Here is a 21635-nt window from a genome sequence, read left to right as displayed (position 1 = left end):
TGTTTCCTCCCTGCCTGCAATGGCTTGAGTATGCTGTGATTGCTGATAAATCAATGATTTATCTATTGATGGTGACATATTGGCACCGTTAAATCAATGGCAGTGCCAAGCAGCATCACTAAGCAGGCAGGTAGTGCTTGCCATCTGGATTAGCCAAGACCTGATTTCTTTGGTTCCGCCGCCTCTGCGCGCCATGCCTGTTTCTCCGTGCGCTTGGCCAATTGTTGATGGCAAGCCGCCGCCAGGCGTAGCAGCTCGCCATTGCGGCTGGCACTGCCGTCCGGCCCGGCAATATGTTGCGCCAGCGCCTGCAATGACGTGGCGCTGCTGTTAAGTGCCACCAGACGGCCATGGGCATGGCGGCGCGGGTGGCTGGGGGTGTAGTTGAGTGTCAGCAGCCAGTGGCTGTGTTGCCAGTCGCTGCCGTGTTCCAGCACGGCTTGCAGTACCGCATGGCTAATCTGCTGTCCGGCCTCGGCCGCCATGGCCAGCGCCTGTTCCCAGCGCGGGGCATCGGGTGGCAGTTGCTGCAGGGCAGGCAGTACCTGTTGCTGCAGCCAGTGTTGCAGTTGGCGGGCGGCGGGGCGTTTGCTTTGTTGCAGTGCGCGTTGCAAGGCAGTTTCTGGCCAGCCGCATTGCGGGCTGTCGTGTTGCGGCAGGGTGAGGGCGCAGCCGGGGTATTCGGCCAGTTGCTGTTGCAGCTGGTGGCGCAGGCGGGGCGGGGAGAGGGCGAGGATGTCGTCCGCCAGCAGGCAGCAGTGGCCGTGGTGGAGCAGCACCCGGACGGGCTTGCCTTGGTAGTACAGCGTCAGGGGCGGGGCCTGGGGGATGTCGGGGTCGGGATGCGTCATGGTTCTGCCCTCCGTTGCAGGATGAAGGCTGCCACGCACGCAAGCAAACGCGGGTGGCAGGCCAAAGCGGGGTTGGCGAACCGGCAGCACCACCATTGACCGGCAGACCGTATAGGTCTCCCCGCCTGGCCTGCCATTGGAGGGGGCAGACACAAGCAGAAAAAGCCGCTTTGACACGGCTTTTCCGGTAGTACTGATCAGGTCGCCAAACCTGGCTGCGTTTGTAAACGCAACGGGACAAGGCTAATCAGCAGTACCGGGGACAGCAAGGGTAGAGGGGGCGGGAAGCACTGGCAAGAGGTGCAGGTAAGGGGCTGGCATCCGCTGCGCGGATGGTGGTTTAAGGGCCGCTTCCGCGCGGCGGACGGGGAGACGGGTTTGTTTGGCGACGTTATTGGCGCCAGCACGTAGGGCGGAAGCTCCAGCCTTACCGGGGCGTTCCGCCGTCATGCGGACCAGCCCTGCACACAACGAAAAATCAATTGTTCGGACTGTAGAAATCCGCTCACGCGGATGATTTTTTGTCTTGCCGCTTCCGCGCGGCGAACGGGAAAGAGGGCTTGCCTGGCCAAGCCCTCCTTCACCTCCAAGGCCACCCCACAAGCATGGCCTGCGGCTTCCCTCCGGGGCCTGACCGCGGCGAGGCGCGCCTGAACTCGCGATTTGCTAACGTCAAATCGCTCAAACAAAGCAGGCGCTTAACACCTCGCCCCGGCCACCCGTCGGCATGCTTGACGGGGCCCGTGGGTGGCGTCGGTGCGGTGGTTTCTCAGATCACACCGACTTGTATTTATCACTAGGCAATCGTCCCGACATCCTGTTTTCATTTCCCCATTAAAACCTCTGTCGAGCGGAACGGGTCCCGTCAGCGCGAGCCGACACAGGCGTGCCGCTCAGGGTCTTAAGCGGTCGGCTGTCCGCAGCGGCGCGACGGTAGAGCGCCGCAAGTTCCGGCCGCGCCCTGGACGGGATGGCTGGGGCGGGAATTCGACGCGCTGCGGGTCGCCTTTTCTTTGGGTCCTTGCTGTTGGCGAAGTGGCGAAGCAAAAGCAAAGTACCTCGCCGGCGGGGCGAGACCCGCGAAGTTAAACGTAGTGGTGCAGGATGAAAGTCGGGTTGCCATTGCCAAGTCAAAACAGGCTTTGCATCCGCTACGCGGATGAAGTTTTACCTGCCGCTTCCGCGCGGCGGACGGGAAAGAGGGCTTGCCTGGCCAAGCCCTCCTTCACCTCCAAGGCCACCCCACAAGCATGGCCTGCGGCTTCCCTCCGGAGCCTGACCGCGGCGAGGCGCGCCTGAACTCGCGATTTGCTAACGTCAAATCGCTCAGACAGGGCAGGTGCTTAACACCTCGCCCCGGCCACCCGTCGGCATGCTTGACGGGGCCCGTGGGTGGCGTCGGTTCGGCAGGAAAGGCCGGGGGATGTGGGTGACTTCGTATGCCAAAGCCATAATATGAAGAATGGACTTCTGCTTTCGACCTTGAGCAGCCATCTCAGATGTGTCCACGAAGGGCGGGACAGACCAGCAAATGCATCATTCGACCGAAGATCAGTACTGATTTTTCATTTAATGTGCGACTTGAGCTAGCAACATGCGCATATCAGCAATAGATGACGGAGGTGTTATCTGAAGGCGGAACTGATTTGATCTGCTAGAACGTTTCCAGTCGAAAATTTCATACCTCATGAGGATTGGTGCAAGTTGTGAGCTAGCTTGTGCGTAAGTTGTATTCGGCTTAATACTATAGAGAGCTTTCCCCAGTCCAGGCTGTTCGCTACCATCTTCTAAGGTTTGTACATTGTTCGCCAATGGAAACCATTCATGACCGAATTCATCATAAAGCTGATGAAGCAAGATGAATATATGCGTAGTAGTAAATATATCTCTATCTTTTAGCCCTCGATCGATAATGAGTGCGTCTCGCTCCACATCAAAAATCCATTGAAAAGGCTTTTTCTTGCTTAGAGTTTTATCCTGTAGCCAATCGGGCTGCCGCGCAATGACTTCAGATACAGCTAGTTCATCCAACTCGACATCGCTTGTTCGGTCTACTTCGGTTTTCTCATGGCTGTTCAAGTTGTAGCCCCACATGAATAGGGCTGCTTCAAGTTCACGTAAATTATTGAACTGAATGGAGTTGCTGTGATTAAGGCATGCATCAAGCAGCCAACTGGCACGTATATTCCACTGCGCATGTACGCGAGCTTGATTGTTAAGTTGCGGAAATTCGCGAGTGCCATTGGATGGATTTCTAGACTTTCGAATCCGGGGATTTTCTCCTTCTTTTGCTGGCATGCACGGGAATGCTAGCAATGTAGGTACTATTTTTCTATCGGTTTTTTCGCACCACTCATTTACAAACCAAGCTAAAGCTGCCGCGACTCGACTATCATAAATAATGAAACCGGGAACTAGAAGGGAGTATACTTTTGTCATTCCTGAATTAAAGCGACGGACTGACTGTAAGGCCTGCACTCCTTCCTCACCGGCATTGAGTGCACTTTTTACTGTTAGAATCTCAGTAGCCAAGCCATTAACATGGTCACGAAGCCAGGATGCATTACCATTGGTCACTCCACCCCATTTCATAATACGGCAGGCCCACTCACAAGCTTCATTATCATTGCCTGCGTCGAGTGCTAAGCGGAGATTATTTGCCAAATACGAAAGAGCCTGCTCGCTCTCCTTGTAGCCTTTTCCTTTGAATTCCTTATTCCCTGGACCAGTGAAGCGAAATGGCCATTCGTACTGCTTTAATGCATCGATGAGGCTATTGAATTTTACAATGCTGCCATTTGATTTTTCATAGCAATGTGTCAATTTTGGTTCAGTAATTTCTGAAGAGAACCAGACGACAAATTCAATCACATCTGAATCTGAAAGGTATTGATCTTTGCGCACATTAAATCCCAGGTAGAATTGATCAATTAATAGCAATATTCTAAAGGCATAAATTATGTAAAATAAGATTGGAAGCGCTTCTCGCGTAGCAATTTAAATTATTGCCAGAGTAATTAAGTCGTAATTCACGGCTGAGTTTTAGAGGGTCTTTGTCTGTTTCGGCAGAAGTCAACGGCCACAAGATAAATCCTCACCCCCGGCCACTTAGTACTCCCGTCGTCCTGCTCCTGCACAAAGTCCTGTAGTTGCTGGTAGCGCACATCGTCAGGGGCATAGGGAAGGTCCAGATAGATGTCACCTTCGTATCCATATGTAACACCCGGTGTGGATAACCAACCGCATGGTTCCCAGTCGATATGGTGTTCCTCCAGCCAGGCCAGCAGACTCTTGCGTTCTGCGCTGCTTTTCCAAGAGCTGTCTGGTTTGGCGCCATGAGTTCGGTCTGGGCCGATGAGTAGAACATCCCGATTCAAGCGGCGAGCTATTTCGTCAATATGTTCAATCACCAGTGGCATCAGTGTTTCCTTGGTTGGTTTGATAGCGTTGCAGTGCGGTTTTAAGCTTGACTGCTACTTGCTCACGCAATTTTGCAGGAGAAATTATTTCTATGTCATTGCTCCAGCTCAATATCCAGCGCGAAAAGCATGCATCATCGGTGACAGTGGCTTCCACCAGGGCAGACATGTCATCACCGGACGCGAGTGGAGTAATGCGCTGATCGGGACTGATCTTGCAATCCAGCAGGGTGGCTTCCATTGCCCTGGACACCCTCATGCGGATCTGCATCATTGCCGTTGGTGTAGTGAACGCGGGGCTGGGGTCGGCCTCCTCGATCAGTCTGTCCAGTTGCTGGATGTCAACAAACCGCTGCAGGGCATAGTCCCGTTCCTGACCATCCAGTTTGCGCGCTCGCAAATACAAGCCGGCCCCCTTGATTCTGATGTACAGCGGAGTCAGTTCATTGACTGACTTTTCACCCAGGCGGTTACGGTAAGTCAGTTTTACCATCTGCCCATCACGAAGCGCAGCGATAGCCACCTCCAGGCAAGACTGGCGGATGGGCGCTGGAATCAGTTGAAATGAATCCGGTTCGATACGCAGGCACTCTCCCGTCATGCTGCCTTGTGGCCCCAACAGCTGGCGCAGTAAGGGCAGCATGTTGATGGGTTTGTTGTGTTCGTTGCAGCGCGCGCGCAGCAAGGTCAGTTTGTCCATCACCAGGGCATCCACTTCGGCCTCAATGGGTTGCTGGGTGCGGATATAGCGCCGTGCCGGGCCACGGCCATCGGGGCGAACATAGCCTTGATCGATGAGCGTGCGCAGGTCCCGTTGCAGCATCTTGCGGCGGGAGTCCGTCTCTTTGGATGGGAGTACACTTTTACGACCGCTCCGGCTTTGCATGTCGTCATCCAGTTGGCCCAGTTTGTCGAGCAGGGCTTGCATGCCCAGACCCGTGTCACCGGCGTTTGCCAAGTGCCGGGAAATGCTCAGCAGTCTTTTATTCCTGCAAATGTCATTAGCAGCCATACGTGTTTCCAAATGCGGTGCAGCATGTGGACCATGCTAAGCGGATATTGCGACAATAATTGTCCATTCATGATCATAGCATTGCCAAACCAAATGACATATGGAGCATGCGCAATGCAAGACATCACTCAACAAGAAGTGTTTATCCAACTGTTAGCAGCGGCACGCCAGGATCAGTCAATCAGCGTCAGTTATGTACAGCGACAGCTGCGCATGGGTTATGGCCAGGCCTGCCAGTTGCACCAGGCCATGCTGGCGGCGCACTGGATTGAAATCACGGCGGAAGGGTATCTGCCGGTACGAAAGAAATGGCTGTTAAGCAAGCGTATCGCCAAAAAAGGATGTGAAGACAGGCTGGGACAGGGTTAACGGCTCGCGCTTGTCTGCCAATTAGCCTACGCAATCCATCCATCACCCCAAGACACCTGAGAGACCCTCATGCTCAAAGACTTACGACAAATCCTGGATGCAATTTTTTACACCATCATCATCTGCATGGCACCTGTTCTGCTGGTTGTCGGGCTACTATCCATCGTCGCACTGGCCGGACACTATCGGCGCGCTCAAGACCCCTACGAACGTAAAGCCTGCTTATGGACGATGATGCAATGGAATGCCATTTCGTTTCTGATCATCTCCTTTTGTGTTGGCTTGTTCTTTGGTGAAGATGCTGTTGACCGGTATAACCACTTCATTCCGCATCTAGGCTGGCTGGTGCAATTACCCATGTGGCTCTTTCATATTGATTTTATCGACTCAATAGCCGGACCAACTATTCTGGACTGGGCCATCTGTGCATTGATATTTTTGGTAACAGCATTCTGGAAGCCATTTGGAGAAGTCAAATATATCGGCGATGTTTATCACTATTTACCGCCAGATGGCTATACCACCTTTGAGACAAAGTCTGCATACCAAGCCCTACAGGCTTCTGATCGAGAATGGGAGGAAAAGCGGAAACGGGCAGCCCAAAAAGCAGCTGTAACGCGAGCGAAAAATTCTGCAGCTAGGGAGCGGTTGTAGCACAAGGCACGTGTGAATAATTAGACTACCCTAACCCATCTGGACTGAGGATATGGCTGCTAAGAAGCTGATTGCTGTCGAGAGTTCAGTGAATACCTTATGTCCGCTTCGGCCGAGCTTGAGACCTTGGCCTCATATCTCGGGAATGGGGGCTCCTGGCCAACAGCAGTCATGCTAACACATTGACATAATCCCTTGTCCTGCGTCAGGCCCCCGCCTCAGCACTTTTCGCTAGCGCAGGCATCACCCAACGAAACCCATTCCCCTCAGCGCAAGCCGACGCAGACGGGCCGCCCCTGTCAGCGCACACCTGCCCGCTATCTCTGCGGTCCATACCGGCGCAGCAAAGGTCCGCGCCAGCAGGGGCGTTGTCCTTTCCTTTGATGCTGCTGTTGATGGATAGGGCCGGATGGTAATCCCTGCCTGCGGCTGATGATTTGCATGCCGCTGCGGGGCGGTGGATGGCAAGGCGGGGAGGAGTGTCGGTGCGGTGGAAAATCGACGGATTGCCGCATGGTGGCCGGCTATGCGGCATCGTGTTCAGTCTGCGCACTATCCTGTCTGTCACGGCGCTGCATAAACAAAGCCCTCCGCAGCGGGAGGGCTTTGACAGTCAGGCAAGGGGAGGATCAGTGCTGATGGCCATGCTCGCCATGGACATGCTGGTGGGCAATTTCCTCGGCGGTGGCTGCCCGCACATTCAGCACGGTGATGGCAAAGCGCAGGGTCTTGCCGCACAGCGGGTGGTTGCCGTCCAGCAAGACGGTGGGGCCCTTGATCTTGGTGACAAAGTAGTAGCGCGGCTGGCCATCTGGGCCAAGGCGCTGGATCTGGCCGCCTACCTTGATGCCGGGCGGGAACTCGGCCTTGGGCATGGTGGTGACCAGGGCTTCGTCGCGTTCGCCAAAGCAGTCTTCACTGGCCAGTTCCAGCGTGGTCTGAAAGCCGGCTTCCTGGCCTTCCAGTGCGGCTTCCAGCTTGGCGAACAGATTGTCGTAATCGCCATGCAGGTAGGAGACGGGGTGCTTGCCATCGTCGTAAACCTGGCCTTGGCGGTCGGTCACTTTCATGCGCAGGGTGACGGCGCTGTCTTGGGTGATTTTCATGGTGGGCAATGGCTAATCAATGGGGCTGGGAAGGTTGGCAGTTCGGCACCGGGGTGTCAACCTGCAGGCCGGTCGGCCTGTGCCACGGTGGTGGTGGGATGCGCTGCCCTGATGGCTGGATACACCTGGTTCATCTGCATGCAAACGCGGGTGGCAGGCCGAGGCGGGGTTGGTAAACCGGAAGCACCACCCTTGACCAGCAGACTCTATAGGTCTCCCCGCCTGGCCTGCCATGGATGATGATTTGAGTGCCCCGTCCGCACGGGGGCATGCTTGATGGGGCCCATGGGCGCGTTGGCGCGGTGGTTATCTGATCATGAACACCTGTCGGAGCGGCCCCGGTTCCGTCCGCGCCAGCCGACGCCGAGGTGCTGCACAGGATCTTAAGCGGTCGGCTGTCCACAGCGGCGCGACGTTAGCGCGCCGCAAGTTCCGGCCGCGATCTGGGCGAGATGGCTGGGGCGGGAATTCGACGCGCTGCGGGTTGCTCTTTTTTTGCGGCGGCGGTTTCAAGAGCCAAGAGCAAAGGATCTCGACGGCGGGGTGGGACCCGCGATTTGGTTTTGCTGTTGATGTTTCTGATGGTTTTACGTAGTTGAAAATAGGGCAGGAATCCGCTTGCGCGGATGATGATTTGCATGCCGCTTCCGCGCGGCGGGCGTGAAGGAGAGCTTGCTTGGCCAAGCTCTCCTTCACCGCCAAGTCCACCCCATCAGCATGTCCTGCGGCTGCCCTCCGGGGTCTGACACTCTGTGGCACTGCTGGAACTCGCGATTGGCTATGGTCCAATCGCTCAAACAGCCTGCCGCTTAAAACCGCAGCAGCGCCACCCGCCGGCATGTTTGACAAAGCCGGTGGGGGGGCGGTACTTATTATGAAAACCAGTCGAAACACTTCAGCGGCTTTGGCTGCAATGCAGACGCTCACAAAAAAAATGCCATGTAAAAAAATTTTATTAATGTTGCATAGCAATAGACAACCCCTTAGAATATACAATTAATGACATTGGGCTAGTCAGTGATGGTTGATACTAAAGGGTTTACCCTGATTGAAATGATAATAGTTGTTTCTGTTTTAGCCATCTTGGCTGTCATCGCAGTTCCTGCATATCAAACCTATATCACCAAATCACATGTTAAGGCTGCTGCGGGTGATCTGACCGCGTTGGCGCTGGTGATGGAAAACAGTTATCAGCGTACTTTGCAATACGCCGCCTCATCAACGACAACGACGGCACAAACCATCAGTTATGCAGCATCCTCGACTTCAAATCAGCCTTGGAGTCCATCGCAAAGTGCGTTTTTCACCTTTACGCTAACGGCCGCATCGTCCACTTACACGTTAACGGCCACCGGTGTCAGCTCGACTTCAAATAATGGCTGTACCTTGACGCTGGACTCATCCAATAACCGAAACATTAGTGGAGCAACTGGTTGTGGCGGCTTATCTGGCAGCTGGTAAGCAGCAAACCGGATTTACCCTGGTTGAACTTGTAGTCACCATGACAGTGTTTTTGCTAATTCTGCTACTGACCAGTGCGCTATCGCGCAGCTGGGGCGCAAATGCGCATATTTCTACCGCTGAGTCCCAGCTTCGGCAAGCGTTCTATCGTACTCGTGCTTTGGCTTTGCGAAACATCACAGCAGCCAGCTCCACGGCTGCTGCAACCTTGCAGATTAACAGTAGCTCCACGATGTCGGTTCTGCAGGGGAGTTCCGGCACGTTGATCTGGACGGGTAGTATTGATTCAGACACCAGTATCAATTTGCAAAATACATCTTGTAGTAATCAGCTTGGTCTCGACAGTAATGGCTTACCACTGAACAGTAATTGCCTGAGTTATCAGGTATCCGCCCCCGGTGGTGATACACGGACAGGCCAGTTTTACTAAGCATGCAAAAAAATATGAATCTCCCTGGGAAACAACGCGGTACGTCTTTGTTGGAGGGGCTGATTTCAATGGTGTTGACCGTAATCCTGGGTTTGGGCCTAGTCTATGTTTGCAGCCGCATTGCCGTGGCTCAACGCTATATGAATGCTAATAGCCTCGCCGTGGAGCAGATTCGTTATACCTTGCAAACCAGTTGCAGCGGTACTCCGTCCATTGCGATTGCCAGTGCAACATGCACGCTTGGAACAACGGCCGGAATAACTGCCAGTGCAGCCACCAGCTCAGGTACTTTTTCCATCACTAACATCGCCATATCAACGCCTACAGCAAGTGCCACTGCAAGCAATCTGGGTGGCACCATCACCTTTACACCATGATCAGACGTGTGGCCGGTTTTACCTTGATTGAGTTGATGGTAGGCATGGTCGTAGGACTGATTGTCGTTATGACCATGCTATCGCTTTATAAGACAGCATCCAAAAGTACTGCGGAGGCTGGTTATGGAGCGATCATGGATGGTCAGATCGCAGGCGGGATCATCATGGCCGACCGGCTGTTGCAAAGTGCCGGATATGGTTATGCCTCTGGCAGTAACGCTTATGGTTCCACCTTGCAGGTTTATCTTGCGTCTTCCACCGTTAGCACAGGAACGGCAGGCAATGCGTTGGTATGGAAAAGTGGTGCCACCACATGTCAGGCACTGGTAGCCAACGGAAACAACCTGATCTTTTATGGGCCGGCCTCGTCCGGTTATACCTGCAGCAGCGGGCTTGCGCTGCCTGCCAGCAGTAACGCCAGCCAAGGCATCATTACATCCGTGCCGGTAACATTACCCAACGCGCCTGCGGCCGGTAGTGCCACCATCGTCATCAGCAATGCAATATGCACGCCATTTGGCACGGGCACAGCGGTGAGCAGCGCAGTGATCGCTAGTGGAGGCTATGTTGCCACGCTCACCATCCAGGGCTATGCGGCGTCCGCCAGTATCCAGAATCAGACTTGCCTGACCAATTTCCACTGAGTATATCCGTATGCGCCCAGCATTGAGGCCCTTTCATACATGGCAGCGCCAGCAGGGTATGGCAACCATACTGCTTGTCCTGCTTGTCGGTATGGCAATGACCGCTACCGCGATGACCATTTTCTTCCGGGTTCGTGGTGCTCAAGACATGCAGATGAGTGTGCACGCCTCCACCCAGGCAGAAATTAAAGCATGGGAGGGGGTACAGGCGCTGACTCAGGTTTTGAATAATGCAAGTGTTGCACCGTCTATTTATGCCCAAGTCAGTAATGGTTCCTGCCCAAGCTTCTCTATCGGATTAAGTGGCGTTTCGATTGCAACGATATCATGCAGCATTAGCAATATGCAGCTAACCGCCACGGTCACCGGAACAAGCGGGCCTGCCACATCCACTGTCCAGCTTGTTTATCAGCTCAGTCAATCCGGAAGTCCTGGCGGTTCCAGTCAAGCAGGTGCAGCGGTGACAATTAATGGCGATTTGAATTATTCCGGAGGGTCTTTGTCTTTGGTTAATGGCTCCAGTTTGGCCAATGTCATTGTTAATGGAAATATCACGATTGGTAACGGGGCAACTGCTTATATTTCAGGATGTGCTACGGGTGATATTTCATTATCCGGTGGTGGTATTGCAAATGGAGCCAGTCTGAATGCACTGGGTGATATCACCATTTCCAATATGTCGTCGCCCACTAATACATCTCTGGCTGCAAGAAATATCACCATCACCCAAGATGATGGGACTTACACTGCCATCAAGGCTGGTGCCTATCTGGTAAATGTATATTCAGATGGAAGCCTGGTTGGTACTGCATATGTAGGTGGGACTTTATCTGGAAGTTCAGTCATACCCAATAGTAACAGTATTAATGTAACCCTTGTTTCTGGTGCCAGTGCTACATATAGCTATCCTACCTATAATGGCCATACGATAACACTAGGGTATAACAGTGTATATGGTGGGGTCGTCAAGTTTTCCAAAGCGACAGTCGGAACAATGTGGGGGAATCAAATAACTCTTACTGGCTGGTATGGCAACTATACCAAACTGTATTCCAATAGTGATATCAGTATGGTACAAAATGCTATTTCCACCTTTATTGGTGGGGGTAATCTGACGGTGTCATCCTATAATTTACCTACGATGACTAGTGGGAAGCTGGTAGGGAAATATACAAATACCGGTGGTAATTCATCTGCGATTGCCAATTTGACGACTGGTGTCGCGGCAAGCAATGCTCCTGGTCTTCCCGGTTTGCCATCCTGTGCAGTCACGACGACTAGCTACAATGTTAGCGATTACAAAAATAAGGCAAACTATACATTCTATATTAACAGTAATAATAGTCATCCAATGGTGACCATTCTCAATGTAAAGACCAGTACCGGTATTGATGTTTCTGGGACTTATGATCTGACAACAGATCCTTTGCAGACCTTGAAGGGCTTCGATCTGTTTCAATGTCAGTGGTATAATGCTAGTTGTTTTTCAACAGCTAATGCCAATGCAAGCGGCTGGGTACTATCGGGTATATATAAATGGCCGCCAGGTATCGTGTATTTTGATGGTAACCTGAAAATTGATGGCCTTAGCGGTAGTCTAAATGGTTTGATCAATTCACTGGTGGTGAATGGTGCCCTTACCCTTACCAATAGCGGATCAAACCTTATCTTGCATGCGCCAAATTACTCAACTGCAGCATTGGTATGTGGCGGGAATTTCTGGCCGACTAATGTGTGCAGTTCGACAACGGCACTCGGGACGACTGCATTGGCTAATGATGCCATCATCTCTCAGGCGGCTTTGTCGGCAAATGGCTGGACAATCTATGGAAATGTGATTAGCGGAACCACTGTTTCCACCGCCGGGGGAACCGATACCATTTATGGGGGCTTGTATGAAGGCCAGAATGCGAAATCAACAATGACAGTATCCCAAGGCGGGCTGGTAGTTGATACGTCGAATGTTAGTAGCTCGCAAGCGTCAACGGGTCTTGGTTCCACAACCACGAATGGAAACAGTACCCTGACTTATTCAGCTGCTGTATTGTGGGCAAAATACATTTAACTTATCAGCGTACTGAACGCAGTGACCTTAATGTAGCAAGAACACGCTGCTCTCTGGTCCTGCCTGCATCTGTAGCCGATGTGCTCAGGATGCTCTGCTGGTCTTTCGAGCAAGCACACATGCACCATGCCATCCAGCACGCTGCTGCGGCTGGGCTTCCAGCGGTCATCTTTGAAAAATGCTTCCGGCAAGGTTTTACCCGATCTGACCGCCGCCCATAGCAGCATGAAACCGCGTTTTCCAGCAGTCTGGCGTCCAGGCTTAGGGCTTGGCGGTTGTGATGACAACATCCGGAAACCACAGCGCGCTCCAGCGGGCGGTTTTCTCGCTGCCCGCCAATAGCCTGGGCGACACGGATACCGGTATGCCCAGCGCTGCGGTCTGTTGCAGTGCTGCACAATTCACCGTGCCATACCGGCGGTTGCCGTCCTGATACAACACGCCAATCAACACTCCGCAGCGGCTACACAGCAGGAAGTCTGCCAGCTGGCTGCCGTGCCGGTATTTCACCATGAAGTCTGCATCGCGCACCTCCAGCTGCATGCTGCCATGCGGGTCGGAGAGATAGGATGCGCCATGCTTGCGACAAAAATCGCAATCACATGCCCTGGGTGCATAGCGGTCAGGCGACTGTGTCAACGCAATGGCAATGTGGATGTTGCCGCAATGGCAGGCTCCGGTCAGTGTATGCATGGTCTTCTCCATCAGGCATGGTGCTGGATTATCTGCCGCTGGCATGTCTGGTCACTTGCCGATGATGCTGCGCATGTAGTCATTGACATCACGCAAGTCCTGCACCGTCCAGTGATGGGGTGCCAGCTTGATGCCATTGTCCCTGAGGGTTTTCGGGATCAGATCGCCATTGGGGCGCAGGATGATGGATGAAACAATCACACCGGGATAGTCTGTGAGGCGTTTTTTGAAAGCTGCCGTGGTCAGGTCCGGGGTGGGTGGGCTGCTTTTGGCCGCCAATGGCCCGCTGCCATTGGCCTGCGCGCCATGGCAGATGGCACAGCGGCTCTGGTATAGGTTTTTCCCGTTACTGATGTCGGCGTATGCCGCTGCGCTCAGTAAGAGCAGCATGGCGGATAAAGCAAGCAGGCTGATTTTTGTCGGCATGGTTTACCACTCCTGGCGTTGTGGCTGGCAGGTCTGCATTGGCATGTCCTGCCGCCGGGGGCGGTGGTGAATCATGCTGTTTTTCCCTGTCGTGGGCACCCTCATCGCGATGCCTCCGGCTGCAGCAAGAAGGTTTTCCTGTGCTGGCCATCGCGCTCTTCCACTTCGGCATGCTGCATCAGGGCGGATGATTGCAGGATGGGGCCGGCTACGGCAAACAGCCGTTGAGGGTCGGGGCCGAACAGGTAGAAAAAGCCTTCGTTGCCATCCAGATGAAATTCGCTTTCGCCGAGTTCGCCTACCCGGGCATGCTGTAGTGCCCGTTGCAGCCGCTGTTCCAGCTGGTGAATGCGGGTACTGTCGGCGGGATAGAAATCAAACCTTACCGTGATGGCCAGTGGCGGGCTGAGCGGTGTTGCCGCATGGGCCATGCCACCTGTGTACAGGGCTGCAGCGAGCAGGGTGAGCCGGGCATATGTTTTCCAGATGGCTGCCATACAGGTCCGCTTGAGCAAGATGAAGGCGCGCAGCATCGCCGCTGTCGCCAGCGATGCTGCGCGCCGAAACGCCCAATTTAACACGATGTCATGACTGGTGCAGCCGCTGCGGCGCAGCGCCTTGTCGCATCGGGCCCGGAGCCGGCTGCTGGTGTCCGGGTCCTGGCTGTTGCAAGCCGCTCCGGCAGCACTTCTAGCGCAGCACCACCGTGCGGTTGTCATTGAGGAATACCCGCCGTTCCAGGTGGTAGCGCACGGCGCGGGCCAGCGCCTGGCATTCCATGTCGCGGCCGGTGGCCTGCAGGTCTTCCGGGGTGCAGGCGTGGTCTACCCGGTCCACCACCTGTTCGATGATCGGGCCTTCGTCCAGGTCGTCGGTAATGTAGTGGGCGGTGGCGCCAATCAGCTTGACCCCGCGCTCATGCGCCTGCCAGTAGGGGCGGGCCCCCTTGAAGCCGGGCAGGAAGGAGTGGTGGATGTTGATGGCGCGGCCGGCCAGCAAGGCGCTGGTGGCGCTGGATAGCACCTGCATGTAGCGCGCCAGGATCACCAGCTCGGAGCCGGTTTCCTTGATCAGTGCCAGCACGGCGGCTTCCTGCTCGGCCTTGTTGGCCGGGCTGACCGGCAGGTGATGGAAGGGCAGGCCGTAGGCTTCGGCAATCGGGGCCAGGTCGCGGTGATTGGAAACAATGGCGGTCACGGTCATCTCCAGATCGCCCATTTTCTGGCGGTACAGCAGGTCGTTCAGGCAGTGGTCCAGCTTGGACACCATGATCAGTACCCGCGCCCGCTCGCGGCGGTCGTGCAACTGCCAGCGCAAATCCTGATAGTGCTGGTTCATCTCGGCCATGCCGGCCGCCAGCCGTGACTGGTCGAAACTTTCCGCTTGCGGGTGGAAGACGCAGCGCACGAAAAAGCGCTGGCTGCTGGGGTCGTCGAATACCGCCAGCTCGTCGATATAACAGCCCTGCGACTCCAGCAGGGCAGAGAAGCGGGCAACCTGGCCGGAGGCGCTATGGCAGGTAAAGCTCAAGACATAAGACGGGGTGGTGGCAATCATGGCTGGTCTTCCCTTGTAGTACAGGCGTGTTGCCTGCGGTGTGTGCGCTAACCCTAAGGCCTGTCTGGTCGCGGTGCTGGCTTGCAAACGCCGGATTTGCGTCGATTTCAGACATGTCGTGCGGTGTCGGCTGTGGGCAAGTGCTTGTCCTTTTCAGCCAAACGGGGCAGGGGCCAGGCCGGGAGAATGGGCCTTGTCCGAATACATCCACCCCGCTGGAGCCGCAGATGGCAAACCGATACTCCCTGTGGAGCCTGATCAAGAACGGGCTCAAGCATCATGAAAGCTGGCAGCCGGCCTGGAAAAGCCCGCAGCCGAAGAAACAGTACGACGTGATCATCGTCGGCGGTGGCGGCCACGGCCTGGCCACGGCCTACTACCTGGCCAAGGAACACGGCATCAAGAATGTGGCCGTGCTGGAGAAGGGCTATCTGGGCGGCGGCAATACCGCACGGAATACCACCATCATCCGTTCCAATTATCTGTGGGACGAGGCGGCGCACTTGTACGAACACGGCCTGAAGTTGTGGGAGGGCCTGTCGCAGGACCTCAACTTCAACGTGATGTTCAGCCAGCGCGGCGTGATGAACGTGGGCCACACCCTGCAGGACATGCGCGACATCGAACGCCGCGCCAATGCCAACCTGCTCAATGGCGTGGACGCGGTGGTGATGACCCCGCAGGAAATCAAGGACATGGTGCCGCTGATCGACATCAGCCACCGCACCCGCTACCCCATCATGGGGGCCAGCTTCCAGCCGCGTGGCGGCGTGGCACGGCACGATGCGGTGGCCTGGGGCTTTGCCCGTGGCGCGTCCGAACTGGGCGTGGACATCATCGAGCAGTGCGAAGTCACCGGCCTGATCATCGAAGGCGGCCGTATCAAGGGGGTGAATACCAGCCGTGGCGACATCATGGCCGACCGTGTGGGCTGTGTGGCGGCGGGTAATTCTTCGGTACTGGCCAAAATGGCCGGGCTGCGCCTGCCGCTGGAAAGCCACCCCTTGCAGGCCTTTGTGTCCGAATCCATGAAGCCCTGTATCGACACCGTGGTGATGTCCAACGCCGTGCATGGCTATGTCAGCCAGTCCGACAAGGGCGAGCTGGTGATTGGTGCCGGTATCGACAGCTATCTGGGCTATGGCCAGCGCGGCAGCCCGCATGTGATCGAACACACCGCCGCCGCCATCATCGAGATGTTCCCGTCCTTCTCCCGCGTGCGCATGAACCGCCAGTGGGGTGGCATTGTGGATGTGTCACCGGACGCCTGCCCCATCATCAGCAAAACCCGCATCAAGGGCCTGTATTTCAACTGTGGCTGGGGGACTGGCGGCTTCAAGGCCACGCCGGGCTCGGGCAATGTGTTTGCCCACACCATCGCCCATGACGATCCGCACCCGCTCAATAGCGCGTTCTCGCTGGACCGTTTTGCCACCGGACATCTGATCGACGAGCACGGCGCAGCGGCCGTGGCTCACTAGGGAGAGGCTTATGTTGGTGATTACCTGCCCGTACTGCCAAGAGGCAAGGGAAGAAGAAGAGTTCAGCTACGCCGGTGAAGCCTATATCGCCCGCCCGGCAGTGCCCGAAGAAGTGGACGACGCCACCTGGGGCGACTACGTGTTCCACCGCAAGAACCCGCGTGGCTGGCACTGGGAGCAATGGCAGCACGTGGCCGGCTGTCGCAAGGTGTTTGCAGTCAAGCGCCACACCGTCAGCTATGAAATTGCCGGCAGCTGGACGCTGGCCGACGGCAAGGCATTGTATGAGGAGGAACAAGCATGAGCGGCTATCGCATCCATCGCCCCGGCGAGCGCATCAATCGCCAGAAGCCGCTGAGCTTTGTCTTCGACAATGTGCAGTACAAAGCCTTTTCCGGCGACACCCTGGCCTCGGCCCTGCTGGCCAACGGCGTGCGCCTGATCGGCCGCAGCTTCAAGTATGGCCGGCCGCGCGGCATCGTCGGCTTTGGTGCCGAAGAACCCAATGCGCTGATCCAGCTGGAAACCGGCGCCCATACCGTGCCCGACCTCAAAGCCACACAAGTGGAGCTGTACCAGGGCCTGCTGGCCGGCAGCACCACCGGCTACCCCTCGCTGGACTTCGACCTCAAGGGCCTGTTGGGCAAGTTTGGCCGCTTCATGCCGCCCGGCTTCTACTACAAGACCTTCATGGAGCCGGTGAAAGCCTGGCCCTTCTATGAAAAATTCATCCGCAAGGCCGCTGGTTATGGCCGTGCGCCGACCGAAGCCGACCCGGAAAGCTACGACCATCTGCACCATCATATTGATGTGCTGGTGGTGGGCGGCGGCGCTGCCGGCCTGTGGGCGGCCACGCTGGCCGGTCGTGCCGGTCTGAAAACCCTGCTGGTGGACGAGCAGGCCGAAATGGGCGGCTGGCTGCTGACCGAACGCCGCAGCCGCATCGACGGCCTGTCCGGCATGGACTGGGTAAACCAGCGCCTGGCCGAACTGGCCAGCCTGCCCAATGTCAGCGTGCTGCCGCGCACTACCGCCTTTGCCCTGCACGACCTCAACCTGGTACAGGCGGTGGAACTGCTGCAAGACCACCTGCCGCTGACCGAGCGCAATGCCGCGCTGCCGCGCCAGCGTCTGCACAAGATTCGCGCTCATCAGGTGATTCTGGCCAGCGGTGCCATCGAACGCCCGCTGGTGTTCGGTTACAACGACGTGCCGGGCGTAATGACTGCCGCCGCCGGTCACAGCTACCTCAACCGTTACGGCGTGGCGGTGGGCCGCGAAGTGCTGGTGCAAACCCAGAACGATGCCGCTTACGAAGCCGCGCTGGACCTGGCGCTGTCCGGCGTCAAGGTGACGCTGGCTGATGCCCGGCAGGGCGGGGCGGCGGCATGGCGTCAGCAAGCCCTGAAAAATGCCGGTGCCGAATTGCTGCTGGGCCACGGCATTGCCAAGGTGCTGGGCGACAAGAGCGTCAGCGGTGCACAGCTGGTGAAGCTGGATGCCCGCAACAATCAGGTGATTGGTTCCGGCCCGCGCTTGAGCGTGGATACCGTGCTGTCTTCTGGCGGCCTCACCTCTACTGTCCACCTGTTCTGCCACAACGGTGGCCGCCCGCTGTGGAATCAGCAGCAGCTATCCTTTGTCTGCCCGGACGAAGGCCGCGAAAACATTGCCTGCGTCGGTGCCATCACCGGCCGCTGGGAATTGTCCGACGCACTGGATCAGACCCACGCCACCGTGGCCGCCCTGTTGCTGGGCCATGGTCGTGGCAGCACCGGCAAGGCCCCGGCAGTCGCCAGCGAAGAAGTGGCTGCGCCGCGTGCCATCTTCCGCCTGCCGGACGGCAAGCCGGAAGGTCATGGTGCCAAGGCCTTTGTCGATTACCAGAACGATGTGGCCGCCGCCGATATCCACACGGCAGTGCGCGAAAACTACCGCTCCATCGAACACGTCAAGCGCTATACCGCGCTGGGCTTTGGTACGGATCAGGGCAAGCTGTCCAATATCAACGGCTTTGCCATTGCCGCCGAGGCGCTGGGCAAACCCATTGCCGAAGTGGGCACCACTACTTACCGGCCGTCCTACACCCCGGTGACTTTTGGTGCGCTGGCAGGCCCGCACGTGGGTGAAACCTTCGATGCACGCCGCTACACCGCCATGCATGCCAGCCATGATGCGCGCAAGGCCGAGTACGAAGTGGTGGGCCAGTGGCTGCGCCCCTGGTACTTCCCCAAGCCGGGTGAAGACCTGCACGCTGCGGTCAACCGCGAATGCCTAGCCACCCGTAACAGTGTGGGGGTGATGGATGCCTCCACCCTGGGCAAGATCGACGTCAAGGGTCCGGATGCGCGTGAATTCCTCAACCGCATCTACAGCAATGCCTGGAGCAAGCTGGACCCCGGCAAATGCCGCTACGGCCTGATGCTGGACGAAAACGGCATGGTGATGGACGACGGTGTGACCGCCTGCCTGGCAGACGACCACTTCCACATGACCACCACCACCGGCGGTGCTGCCCGTGTCTATAGCTGGCTGGAACGCTGGCACCAGACTGAATGGCCGGAGCTGAAAGTACGCTTCACCACCACCACCGACCACTGGGCCACCGTGGCCGTGGTGGGCCCGAACAGCCGCAAGGTGCTGCAAAAGCTGTGCACGGACATCGACTTCGACAAGGACGCCTTCAAGTTCATGGATGGCCGCAGCGGCACCGTGGCCGGGCTGCCGGCGCGGGTGTTCCGCATCAGCTTCTCCGGTGAACTGGCCTATGAAATCAACGTGGATGCCAACTACGGCCGCTATATGTGGGAAGAAGTGATGAAGGCGGGGGCCGAGTTCGACATCACCCCCTACGGCACCGAAACCATGCACGTACTGCGGGCCGAGAAGGGCTTCATCATCGTCGGTCAGGATACCGACGGCTCGATGAGCCCGAATGATCTGGCCATGAGCTGGGCGGTGGGCATGAAAAAGCCGTTCAGCTTCCTCGGCAAGCGTTCGCTGCTGCGCTCGCACACCGCAGGTGCAGGCCGCAAACAGCTGGTGGGCCTGCTGCCGCTGGACCCGAAAGTGGTACTGGCCGAAGGCGCGCAGATTCTCAGCAATACCGATGACACGGTGCCGGCTGCCATGCAGGGCCATGTCACCTCCAGTTATCACAGTGCCTTCCTTGGCCGCTCCATTGCCATGGCCGTGCTGAAGGATGGCAGCAAGCGTGAGGGCGACACGGTGTTCGTCTGGGCGCATGGCAAGAGTGTGCCGGCGCAGGTGGTGTCGTCGGTGTTCGTGGACAAGGAAGGGGTGCGTCAACATGCCTAAGCAAGGTTTCCAACCATTCATGGAGTCGCCGCTCCATCACTTCAAGCTGGATGCCGAGGCGCAACCGCGCCGTGCCGATGGCCGCATCTGGTGTAACGAACTGCCGCACCTGGGCTATGCCGTGCTGCGCGGAGACACCGCCGAAGCCGGTTTTGCCCAGCTGGTGCAGCAAGTCACCGGCCTCGCCCTGCCGTTGAAAGCCGGGGCGGTCAGCCAGGGCCCGCAAGGCGTGCTGATGTGGACCTCGCCGGACGAATGGCTGCTGGTCAGCCATCGCCAGCGCCTGGCCGACTGGACGGCGCAGCTGGATGCCGGTTTTGCCGCGCAACAGCTGTTTGCCCAGACGGTGGATTCCAGCGGCGGCCTCACCCTGGCCTGGCTCTCCGGCACCGAGCACATCACCGTGCTGCGCCACCTGGGGGTGTACGACTTTGAATCCATCCCGCTGGGCCATATGGTGAGCACCATACTGGGCAAGGCGACGGTGCAGGTGATCCGCCTGGATAGCGACGGCGTGTTCGTGCTGTTCCGCCGCAGCTTTGCCGACTATGTGTGGCGCCTGCTGCGCCGCGCCGCCCAGCCCTACGGCTTTGCCGTGTGCCAGCTGGAAGCGCGTAGCGATCACCCGCTGTTTGCCCAGCTGGCCGCGCCCAGGCCCAGTCTGATTCTGGCTTGACCCCTCGCAGCAGTCGTCCCGATGGATGGCTGCTGCACATTCTTTTACCGGCGGCGCGCCGGGCAGTCCGCCGCGGCCGCTGTTTCAACCATTGCTGTTGGGGAGTACGTGTATGACGACGCTACATCAGGACGCGCTGGTGATTGACGGGCTGATCATTGCCAAATGGAGCCGCGAGGTATTCGACGACATGCGCCGTGGCGGCCTGTCGGCGGCCAACTGTACCGTGTCGGTGTGGGAAGGCTTTCAGGACACCGTGGCCAATATCGCGGAGATGAAAAAGCAGATTCGCGACTACAGCGACATCCTCACCCTGGTGCGGACCACGGAGGACGTGCGCCGCGCCAAGGCCGAGGGCAAGACCGGCATCATCCTGGGTTTCCAGAACGCCCACGCCTTTGAAGACAATCTGGGTTATATCGAAGCCTTTGCCGACATGGGCGTGCGCGTGGTGCAGCTGTGCTACAACACGCAAAACCTGGTGGGCACCGGCTGCTACGAGCGCGATGGCGGCCTGTCCGGCTTTGGCCGCGAAGTGATCAACGAGATGAACCGGGTGGGCATCATGGTGGATCTGTCGCATGTGGGCGGCAACACCTCGCGCGAGGCCATTCTGGAATCCAAAAAGCCGGTGTGCTACTCGCACTGCCTGCCGTCCGGCCTGAAGGAACACCCGCGTAACAAGAGCGATGAAGAACTGCGCTTCATCGCCGACCATGGCGGCTTCATCGGTGTCACCATGTTCCCGCCCTTCCTCAAGCGCGGTATCGAAGCCACGGTGGACGACTATGTCGAAGCTATGGACTACATCATCAACCTGGTGGGTGAGGACTGCGTGGGCTACGGCACCGACTTCACCCAGGGCTATGACAAGGGCTTCTTTGACTGGATCACCCACGACAAGGGCCGTCATCGCCGCCTGACCAACTTTGGCACCATCCTGAATCCGGAAGGCATCCGCACCATTGGCGAAACGCCCAATCTGACCGCTGCCATGGAAAAGGCCGGCTGGTCCGAGGGCAAGATCCGCAAGGTCCTGGGTGAAAACTGGCTTCGTGTCTTTGCAGATGTCTGGGGGCGTTAGTGTTTGAGCGGG

Annotated in this window: 23 protein-coding genes; 13 read left to right on the top strand and 10 right to left on the bottom strand. The window is 57.1% G+C overall.

The window, feature by feature from the left end:
• Positions 1 to 149 precede the first annotated feature (149 nt).
• The 4 genes from DFR38_RS16970 to DFR38_RS16955 all read right to left on the bottom strand — a co-directional run bounded on the left by DFR38_RS16970 (position 150) and on the right by DFR38_RS16955 (position 5282).
• A complete protein-coding gene (locus DFR38_RS16970) occupies positions 150 to 851 on the bottom strand; it encodes a BRO-N domain-containing protein (protein WP_110313663.1) in 702 nt (233 codons plus the stop codon).
• Positions 852 to 2420: 1569 nt separating this feature from the next.
• Positions 2421 to 3755 (bottom strand): hypothetical protein, encoded by a 1335-nt coding sequence (locus DFR38_RS21110; RefSeq protein WP_146216004.1) that lies wholly within the window; start codon positions 3753 to 3755, stop codon positions 2421 to 2423.
• Between the two features lie 125 nt (positions 3756 to 3880).
• On the bottom strand, positions 3881 to 4270 hold the full coding sequence (locus DFR38_RS16960) for a hypothetical protein (protein ID WP_059285234.1): 390 nt from the start codon (positions 4268 to 4270) through the stop codon (positions 3881 to 3883).
• Positions 4254 to 5282, bottom strand: a complete 1029-nt coding sequence (locus tag DFR38_RS16955) for a helix-turn-helix transcriptional regulator (RefSeq protein WP_082693326.1) — start codon at positions 5280 to 5282, stop codon at positions 4254 to 4256. Before DFR38_RS16955 ends, DFR38_RS16960 begins: the two co-directional genes overlap by 17 nt.
• Positions 5283 to 5351: 69 nt before the next feature.
• Here DFR38_RS16955 and DFR38_RS16950 point away from each other — a divergent pair, with 69 nt between their 5' ends.
• Together DFR38_RS16950 and DFR38_RS16945 are read left to right on the top strand one after the other, a co-directional pair.
• On the top strand, positions 5352 to 5651 hold the full coding sequence (locus tag DFR38_RS16950) for a DNA translocase FtsK (protein ID WP_161968914.1): 300 nt from the start codon (positions 5352 to 5354) through the stop codon (positions 5649 to 5651).
• Positions 5652 to 5720: 69 nt separating this feature from the next.
• Positions 5721 to 6305 (top strand): hypothetical protein, encoded by a 585-nt coding sequence (locus tag DFR38_RS16945; protein ID WP_059285237.1) that lies wholly within the window; start codon positions 5721 to 5723, stop codon positions 6303 to 6305.
• 629 nt (positions 6306 to 6934) lie between these two features.
• Here the strand turns inward: DFR38_RS16945 and DFR38_RS16940 are convergent.
• Complete coding sequence (locus tag DFR38_RS16940) at positions 6935 to 7411, bottom strand: FKBP-type peptidyl-prolyl cis-trans isomerase (RefSeq protein WP_059285238.1); 477 nt, start codon at positions 7409 to 7411, stop codon at positions 6935 to 6937.
• A 415-nt stretch (positions 7412 to 7826) separates the two neighbouring features.
• Positions 7827 to 8051 (bottom strand): hypothetical protein, encoded by a 225-nt coding sequence (locus DFR38_RS21105; protein ID WP_146216003.1) that lies wholly within the window; start codon positions 8049 to 8051, stop codon positions 7827 to 7829.
• Positions 8052 to 8087: 36 nt separating this feature from the next.
• Here DFR38_RS21105 and DFR38_RS21100 point away from each other — a divergent pair, with 36 nt between their 5' ends.
• The 6 genes from DFR38_RS21100 to DFR38_RS21090 are packed head-to-tail and all read left to right on the top strand — an operon-like array spanning position 8088 to position 12388.
• Entirely contained in the window at positions 8088 to 8411 is a 324-nt protein-coding gene (locus DFR38_RS21100; RefSeq protein WP_146216002.1) for a hypothetical protein, read from the top strand.
• A 20-nt stretch (positions 8412 to 8431) separates the two neighbouring features.
• The gene (locus tag DFR38_RS16935; protein ID WP_082693327.1) at positions 8432 to 8872 is read left to right on the top strand and encodes a type IV pilin protein; all 441 of its coding nucleotides are present in this window, start codon (positions 8432 to 8434) and stop codon (positions 8870 to 8872) included.
• A complete protein-coding gene (locus DFR38_RS16930) occupies positions 8832 to 9302 on the top strand; it encodes a pilus assembly FimT family protein (RefSeq protein ID WP_158527753.1) in 471 nt (156 codons plus the stop codon). Before DFR38_RS16935 ends, DFR38_RS16930 begins: the two co-directional genes overlap by 41 nt.
• Positions 9303 to 9304: 2 nt before the next feature.
• A complete protein-coding gene (locus tag DFR38_RS21095) occupies positions 9305 to 9679 on the top strand; it encodes a hypothetical protein (protein ID WP_146216001.1) in 375 nt (124 codons plus the stop codon).
• Positions 9676 to 10323, top strand: coding sequence for a PilW family protein (locus DFR38_RS16925; protein ID WP_059285239.1), 648 nt, complete (start codon positions 9676 to 9678; stop codon positions 10321 to 10323). Before DFR38_RS21095 ends, DFR38_RS16925 begins: the two co-directional genes overlap by 4 nt.
• A gap of 10 nt (positions 10324 to 10333) precedes the next feature.
• Entirely contained in the window at positions 10334 to 12388 is a 2055-nt protein-coding gene (locus tag DFR38_RS21090) for a DUF342 domain-containing protein (RefSeq protein ID WP_146216000.1), read from the top strand.
• A 261-nt stretch (positions 12389 to 12649) separates the two neighbouring features.
• Here DFR38_RS21090 and DFR38_RS16915 read toward each other — a convergent pair whose 3' ends face one another.
• From DFR38_RS16915 to purU, 4 genes are all read right to left on the bottom strand, one after another.
• Positions 12650 to 13081 (bottom strand): GFA family protein, encoded by a 432-nt coding sequence (locus tag DFR38_RS16915; protein ID WP_110313660.1) that lies wholly within the window; start codon positions 13079 to 13081, stop codon positions 12650 to 12652.
• 51 nt (positions 13082 to 13132) lie between these two features.
• On the bottom strand, positions 13133 to 13507 hold the full coding sequence (locus DFR38_RS16910) for a c-type cytochrome (protein ID WP_059285241.1): 375 nt from the start codon (positions 13505 to 13507) through the stop codon (positions 13133 to 13135).
• A gap of 101 nt (positions 13508 to 13608) precedes the next feature.
• Positions 13609 to 14004 (bottom strand): hypothetical protein, encoded by a 396-nt coding sequence (locus DFR38_RS16905; protein ID WP_199053041.1) that lies wholly within the window; start codon positions 14002 to 14004, stop codon positions 13609 to 13611.
• A gap of 193 nt (positions 14005 to 14197) precedes the next feature.
• Positions 14198 to 15064, bottom strand: a complete 867-nt coding sequence (gene purU / locus DFR38_RS16900; RefSeq protein ID WP_059285243.1) for a formyltetrahydrofolate deformylase — start codon at positions 15062 to 15064, stop codon at positions 14198 to 14200.
• Between the two features lie 227 nt (positions 15065 to 15291).
• Between purU and DFR38_RS16895 the strand changes: the two genes are divergently transcribed.
• The 5 genes from DFR38_RS16895 to DFR38_RS16875 all read left to right on the top strand — a co-directional run bounded on the left by DFR38_RS16895 (position 15292) and on the right by DFR38_RS16875 (position 21623).
• Positions 15292 to 16545, top strand: a complete 1254-nt coding sequence (locus DFR38_RS16895) for a sarcosine oxidase subunit beta family protein (RefSeq protein ID WP_059285244.1) — start codon at positions 15292 to 15294, stop codon at positions 16543 to 16545.
• A 10-nt stretch (positions 16546 to 16555) separates the two neighbouring features.
• Positions 16556 to 16849 (top strand): sarcosine oxidase subunit delta, encoded by a 294-nt coding sequence (locus DFR38_RS16890; protein WP_059285245.1) that lies wholly within the window; start codon positions 16556 to 16558, stop codon positions 16847 to 16849.
• On the top strand, positions 16846 to 19863 hold the full coding sequence (locus DFR38_RS16885; RefSeq protein ID WP_059285246.1) for a sarcosine oxidase subunit alpha family protein: 3018 nt from the start codon (positions 16846 to 16848) through the stop codon (positions 19861 to 19863). The genes DFR38_RS16890 and DFR38_RS16885 overlap by 4 nt, the downstream gene beginning before the upstream one ends.
• Before the next feature lie 19 nt (positions 19864 to 19882).
• Positions 19883 to 20539, top strand: coding sequence for a sarcosine oxidase subunit gamma (locus tag DFR38_RS16880; RefSeq protein ID WP_059285247.1), 657 nt, complete (start codon positions 19883 to 19885; stop codon positions 20537 to 20539).
• A 112-nt stretch (positions 20540 to 20651) separates the two neighbouring features.
• Complete coding sequence (locus DFR38_RS16875; RefSeq protein ID WP_059285248.1) at positions 20652 to 21623, top strand: dipeptidase; 972 nt, start codon at positions 20652 to 20654, stop codon at positions 21621 to 21623.
• Positions 21624 to 21635: the final 12 nt, after the last annotated feature.

This window comes from Aquitalea magnusonii, assembly GCF_003202035.1.
Lineage (GTDB): Bacteria > Pseudomonadota > Gammaproteobacteria > Burkholderiales > Chromobacteriaceae > Aquitalea > Aquitalea magnusonii.
The sequence above is the reverse complement of the archived record's forward strand: the minus strand, read 5'-3'. Positions and strand labels throughout refer to the sequence as shown.

Coding starts and splice junctions, on each gene's coding strand:
- DFR38_RS16925 (WP_059285239.1), top strand. CDS start 9,676: ATGATCAGACGTGTGGCCGGTTTTACCTTGATTGAGTTGATGGTAGGC.
- DFR38_RS16895 (WP_059285244.1), top strand. CDS start 15,292: ATGGCAAACCGATACTCCCTGTGGAGCCTGATCAAGAACGGGCTCAAG.
- DFR38_RS16935 (WP_082693327.1), top strand. CDS start 8,432: ATGGTTGATACTAAAGGGTTTACCCTGATTGAAATGATAATAGTTGTT.
- DFR38_RS16960 (WP_059285234.1), bottom strand. CDS start 4,270: ATGCCACTGGTGATTGAACATATTGACGAAATAGCTCGCCGCTTGAAT.
- DFR38_RS16890 (WP_059285245.1), top strand. CDS start 16,556: ATGTTGGTGATTACCTGCCCGTACTGCCAAGAGGCAAGGGAAGAAGAA.
- purU (WP_059285243.1), bottom strand. CDS start 15,064: ATGATTGCCACCACCCCGTCTTATGTCTTGAGCTTTACCTGCCATAGC.
- DFR38_RS16875 (WP_059285248.1), top strand. CDS start 20,652: ATGACGACGCTACATCAGGACGCGCTGGTGATTGACGGGCTGATCATT.
- DFR38_RS16880 (WP_059285247.1), top strand. CDS start 19,883: ATGGAGTCGCCGCTCCATCACTTCAAGCTGGATGCCGAGGCGCAACCG.
- DFR38_RS16945 (WP_059285237.1), top strand. CDS start 5,721: ATGCTCAAAGACTTACGACAAATCCTGGATGCAATTTTTTACACCATC.
- DFR38_RS16910 (WP_059285241.1), bottom strand. CDS start 13,507: ATGCCGACAAAAATCAGCCTGCTTGCTTTATCCGCCATGCTGCTCTTA.
- DFR38_RS16905 (WP_199053041.1), bottom strand. CDS start 14,004: ATGGCAGCCATCTGGAAAACATATGCCCGGCTCACCCTGCTCGCTGCA.
- DFR38_RS16955 (WP_082693326.1), bottom strand. CDS start 5,282: ATGGCTGCTAATGACATTTGCAGGAATAAAAGACTGCTGAGCATTTCC.
- DFR38_RS21105 (WP_146216003.1), bottom strand. CDS start 8,051: ATGCAAATCATCATCCGCGCAAGCGGATTCCTGCCCTATTTTCAACTA.
- DFR38_RS16950 (WP_161968914.1), top strand. CDS start 5,352: ATGATCATAGCATTGCCAAACCAAATGACATATGGAGCATGCGCAATG.
- DFR38_RS16915 (WP_110313660.1), bottom strand. CDS start 13,081: ATGCATACACTGACCGGAGCCTGCCATTGCGGCAACATCCACATTGCC.
- DFR38_RS16885 (WP_059285246.1), top strand. CDS start 16,846: ATGAGCGGCTATCGCATCCATCGCCCCGGCGAGCGCATCAATCGCCAG.
- DFR38_RS21090 (WP_146216000.1), top strand. CDS start 10,334: ATGCGCCCAGCATTGAGGCCCTTTCATACATGGCAGCGCCAGCAGGGT.
- DFR38_RS16970 (WP_110313663.1), bottom strand. CDS start 851: ATGACGCATCCCGACCCCGACATCCCCCAGGCCCCGCCCCTGACGCTG.
- DFR38_RS16940 (WP_059285238.1), bottom strand. CDS start 7,411: ATGAAAATCACCCAAGACAGCGCCGTCACCCTGCGCATGAAAGTGACC.
- DFR38_RS21095 (WP_146216001.1), top strand. CDS start 9,305: ATGCAAAAAAATATGAATCTCCCTGGGAAACAACGCGGTACGTCTTTG.